The following is a 5,081-nucleotide window of genomic DNA, read 5'->3' on the forward strand; positions in this document are numbered from 1 at the left end:
TCTTCGCCGGTCAGGGTTCGCAGCGGGTGGGGATGGGCCGGCGGCTGTACGAGGTGTTCCCGGCGTTCGCTGCGGCGTTCGACGAGGTCTGTGACCTGTTGGACAGGCATCTGGATCGGCCGTTGCGTCTGGTCATCGGCGGGGTCGATGTCGCCGGTGCCGGTGCCGGTGCCGGTGCCGGGGTCGATGTCGGTGGTGCCGGTGCGGGTGCTGTCGAGGGTGTGGGTGTGGGTGGGGGTCTGCTGGATCAGACGGGGTGGGCGCAGCCGGCGTTGTTCGCGGTGGAGGTGGGGTTGCTGGGGTTGCTGCGGTCGTGGGGTGTGACGCCGGAGGTCGTGGCGGGGCATTCGGTGGGGGAGGTCACGGCGGCGTACGCGGCGGGGGTGTTGAGTCTGGCGGACGCGGCGGCGCTGGTGGCGGCGCGGGGCCGGTTGATGCAGGCGCTGCCCGCCGGCGGGGCGATGCTGGCCGTCCAGGCGAGTGAGGCTGAGGTGGTCGAGCTCGTCGGTGCCGATCTGGATCTCGCCGCGGTCAACAGTCCGTCGTCGGTGGTCGTGTCGGGGCCGGGGGAGGCGGTCGCCGCCGTCGCCGAGCGGGCCGCCGCCCGTGGCTGGAAGACGTCCCGGCTGCGGACCAGCCACGCGTTCCACTCGGCGTTGATGGAGCCGATGCTGGCCGGGTTCCGGGCGGTGGTGCGCGGGCTGACGCTGGTCGAGCCGAGCCTGCCCGCGGTCTCGACGGTGACCGGGCGTCCGGTCACGCCGGGGCTCTGGTCCGATCCGGAGTACTGGGTGCGCCAGGTTCGCGAGCCGGTCCGGTTCGCCGCCGCCGTCGGCGCGCTCGCCGAGCTGCAGGCGGGCTGCCTCGTCGAGCTCGGCCCGGACGCGACGCTGACGACGCTGGCCCAGCAGTGCCTCCCGCGGCGCCCCGGCGGTTTCATGTCGTTGCTGCGCCGGGACGGCGACGAGGCGGCCGCCGCGCTCACCGGGCTGGCCGGGCTGTTCGTCGCCGGCGTTCCGGTCGACTGGTCCGCCCTGTTCGCCGGCATCGACGGCCCGCACCCCGCCCTGCCCGGCTACGCCTTCGACCGGCAGCGGTACTGGCTCGACGCCCTCCCCGAATCCGCCGTGCCCGCCGTATCCGCGGACCGGGCGGCCGCCGACTTCTGGGAGCTGGTGGACCGCGGCGACGTCCCCGGTCTCGCCACCCAGCTCGAGGTGTCGGACACCGCGCTGGAGGCCGTCCTGCCGGCGCTCGCCGCCTGGCGGGCCCGCCGCCGTGACTCCGCCGCGGTCGACGGCTGGCGCTACCGGGTCGACTGGCAGCGGGTCCCCGACCCTGCTCCTCGCCCGCAGCCCGGGAGCTGGCTGCTGATCGGCGCTGCTGAGCAGAACGGGCTTGGTGACCAGGAGGGGCTTGGTGACCAGGACGGGCTGGACGCCGCTCCGGATGCCGAGCTGGCCGCCGCTCTCACTGTCTCGCTTTCCGCGGCCGGGGCGACCGTGCGGGTGGTGCCGGTCGGTGACCGGGCCGATCTCGCCGCCCGGCTGTCCGCGTTGGACGAGCCCCCGACCGGCGTCGTCGCGATCGCCGGGGCCGTCGGCCTCGCCGGCACGCTGGCGGTCGTGCAGGCGCTGGGGGACGCGGGCGTCGCCGCCCCGCTGTGGCTGGTGACCTCGGGCACGGTCACGACCGGCCCCACGGACGGCTTCCTGGCCGCGGGTCAGGCTGAGATCTGGGGCCTCGGCCGGGTGGTCGGCCTGGAGCACCCGGAACGGTGGGGCGGTCTGATCGACCTGCCGGTCGCGGTCGACGCGCCGACCGCGGCCCGGGCGGTGGCCGCGCTGACCGGCCTGCCGGCCGGCGAGGACCAGGTGGCCGTCCGCGACGGTGGCATCTTCGTCCGCCGGCTGGCGCACGCCGCCCCGGCGGCGGCCGACCGGAGCTGGCGGCCGCGCGGCACGCTGCTCGTCACCGGCGGGACGGGCAGCCTCGGCGCCGAGGTGGCCCGCTGGGCCGCCGCGAACGGCGTCGACCGGCTGGTACTGGTGAGCCGGCGCGGCCCGGACGCTCCCGGTGTGCCGGCGCTCGTCGAGGAGCTGTCCGCCGCCGGGCCGCAGGTCCTGGTGCGGGCCTGCGACCTCGCCGACCGCGCGGCGGTCGCGGAGCTCCTCGGCTCCCTCGGCTCCCTCGGTGGCCCGGAGTCGCCCAACGGCCCGAACTCCCCCGACGGACCGGTCAACGCGGTGGTGCACGCGGCCGGGGTCGCCGAGGACGCCCCGCTCCTGGCGGCCGACGCCGACCACCTGGCCCGGGTCATGGCCGGCAAGGTCGCCGGCGCCCGGCACCTCGACGAGCTGCTGGGCGACACCCCGCTGGACGCGTTCGTCGTCTTCTCCTCCATCTCCGGCGTGTGGGGCAGCGCCGGGCAGGCGGCCTACGGCGCCGCCAACGCCGCCCTGGACGCGCTGGCCCAGCGCCGCCGGGCCGCCGGCCGGCCCGCGACCGCGCTCGCCTGGGGTCCCTGGGCGGAGACCGGCATGGCCGCCGACGACGCCGTCGCGGACAACCTGCGCCGCCGCGGCCTGGCCCCGATGAGCCCGCGCCATGCCATCGCCGCCCTCGCCGGCGCCGTCGGCACGGGCCCCGAGGCCGACTCGCCGGACGGCGGCGGCCCGCTCGTCGTGGCCGACGTCCGGTGGGAGACGTTTCTGCCGATCTTCACGGCCAGCCGGCCGCGGGCGCTGTTCGACGGGCTGCCCGAGGCGGCGGGGCCGGCGCCGGCCGCGGGGGGACGTCCCACCGGCGCGTTCGCCGAGCGGCTGGCCGGGGCGACCTCCGCCGACCGCGACCGCCTGGCGCGCGAGCTGGTGCAGGGGACCGTCGCGGCCGTCCTCGGCCACTCCTCCGAGGCGGCTGTCGGGCCCGACCGGTCGTTCCGCGAGCTGGGCTTCGACTCGATGACCGCGGTCGAGCTGCGCAACCGGCTGGGGACCGCCACCGGCCTGACGCTGCCGGCGACGTTGGTGTTCGACTACCCGGATGTCGAACGGCTCGTCGGCCTCGTCCTCGACCTCGCCGGCGGCACCACCGGGGCGCCGTCGTCGGTTCCGCTGCCGCCGACGGGCGCACCGACGTCCACGGTGGATATCGCCGACGACCCGATCGTGATCGTCGGCATGGCCTGCCGGTTCCCGGGCGGGGTGGACACCCCTGACGCGCTGTGGGAGCTGCTCGTCGCCGGCGGCGACGCGATGGGCCCGTTCCCGACCGACCGCGGCTGGGATCTCGACGCCCTCTACGACCCGGACCCGGAGCGTCCCGGCACCTTCTACGCCCACGCGGGCGGTTTCCTGCACGACGCCGCCGAGTTCGACGCCGACCTGTTCGGGATCAGCCCGCGCGAGGCCCTGGCCATGGACCCGCAGCAGCGGCTGCTGCTGGAGACGTCCTGGGAGGCCTTCGAGCGGGCCGGGATCGACCCGCTGTCCCTGCGCGGACGTCCGGTCGGCGTGTTCGCCGGTTCCAACGGCCAGGACTACGTGGCGCTGCTCGAAGGCGACACCGGCGCCGAGGGCCACATCGGGACCGGCAACGCGGCGAGCATCCTCTCCGGCCGGCTCGCCTACATGTACGGGCTGGAGGGGCCGGCGGTCACGGTCGACACCGCCTGCTCGTCCTCGCTGGTCGCGCTGCACCTGGCCGTGCAGGCGATGCGGGCCGGTGAGTGCGAGCTCGCGCTGGTCGGCGGCGTGACGGTGATGTCGACCCCGGGGACGTTCGTCGAGTTCGCCCGCCAGCGCGGCCTGGCCGCCGACGGCCGCTGCAAGTCCTTCGCCGCCGCCGCCGACGGCACCGCCTGGGGCGAGGGCGCCGGCATGCTCGTCGTCGAGCCGCTCAGCGCCGCGCGCCGGCACGGCCACCGCGTCCTCGCCGTCATCCGCGGCAGCGCCGTCAACCAGGACGGGGCCAGCAACGGGCTGACCGCCCCCAACGGACCGTCCCAGCGCCGCGTCATCCGGCAGGCGCTCGCGACCGCCGGCCTGACCCCGCAGGACGTCGACGCCGTCGAGGCGCACGGCACCGGCACCACCCTCGGCGACCCGATCGAGGCCCAGGCCCTGCTCGCCACCTACGGCCAGGACCGGCCGGCCGACCGGCCGCTCTGGCTCGGCTCGGTCAAGTCCAACATCGGCCACACCCAGGCCGCCGCCGGCCTGGCCGGACTGATCAAAATGGTGCTGGCGCTGCGCCACGGCATCCTGCCGCGCACCCTGCACGTGGACGAGCCGAGCCCGCATGTGGACTGGACCTCCGGGGCCGTCCGGCTGCTCACCGCGGCGCGGCCCTGGCCGGAGGAGGGCCGTCCGCGCCGGGCCGGCGTCTCCTCGTTCGGGTTCAGCGGCACCAACGCCCACGTCGTCCTCGAACAGGCCCCGGGCCGGGACGAAGCCCTGGAGCGCGACGAGACCCCGAATCCGGCCGCGGGCGCAGGGCCGGCGCTGACGCCGTCGCCGTACCCGGTGCTGCTGGCCGGCCACGACGAGACAGCCCTGCGCGCGCAGGCCCGCCGGCTCGCCGCCCACCTGACGGCCCATCCCACCCTGCCGGTCTCCGCGATCGGCCGGGCCTACGCGGCACGCCCGGCGCTGCGGCACCGCGCGGTGCTCCTCGCCTCGGACACCGCGGACCTGCGCGACGCCCTCACCGCGCTGGCCGACGGCCGGCTCCCCGGCGACGCGGTCACCGGGACGGTCACCGGCGGCCGGCTGGCGGTGCTGTTCACCGGTCAGGGCGCCCAGCGTCCCGGCATGGGCAGCCGGCTCCGCGGTGCCTTCCCCGTCTTCGCGGATGCTTTCGACGCGGCCTGTGCGCATCTGGATGGTCTGTTGGATCGTCCGGTCCGGGATGTGATCGACAANGCGCCGGAGTTGTTGGATCAGACGGGTTACGCGCAGCCGGCGATTTTCGCGGTTGAGGTGGGTCTGCTGGCGTTGCTGCGTCAGTACGGGGTGGTTCCGGAGGTGGTGGTGGGTCATTCGATCGGTGAGGTCACTGCGGCGTACGCGGCTGGTGTGCTG

The 5,081-nt window shown here is 76.2% G+C and carries 1 protein-coding gene; it reads left to right on the plus strand.

The features are described 5' to 3' along the window. Positions 1-32: 32 nt before the first annotated feature. Positions 33-5,081, plus strand: a 5,049-nt coding sequence (locus tag B056_RS0107515) for a type I polyketide synthase (RefSeq protein WP_456095363.1), incomplete at its 3' end; no start/stop codon positions are given.

The organism is Parafrankia discariae, assembly GCF_000373365.1.
GTDB lineage: Bacteria > Actinomycetota > Actinomycetes > Frankiales > Frankiaceae > Parafrankia > Parafrankia discariae.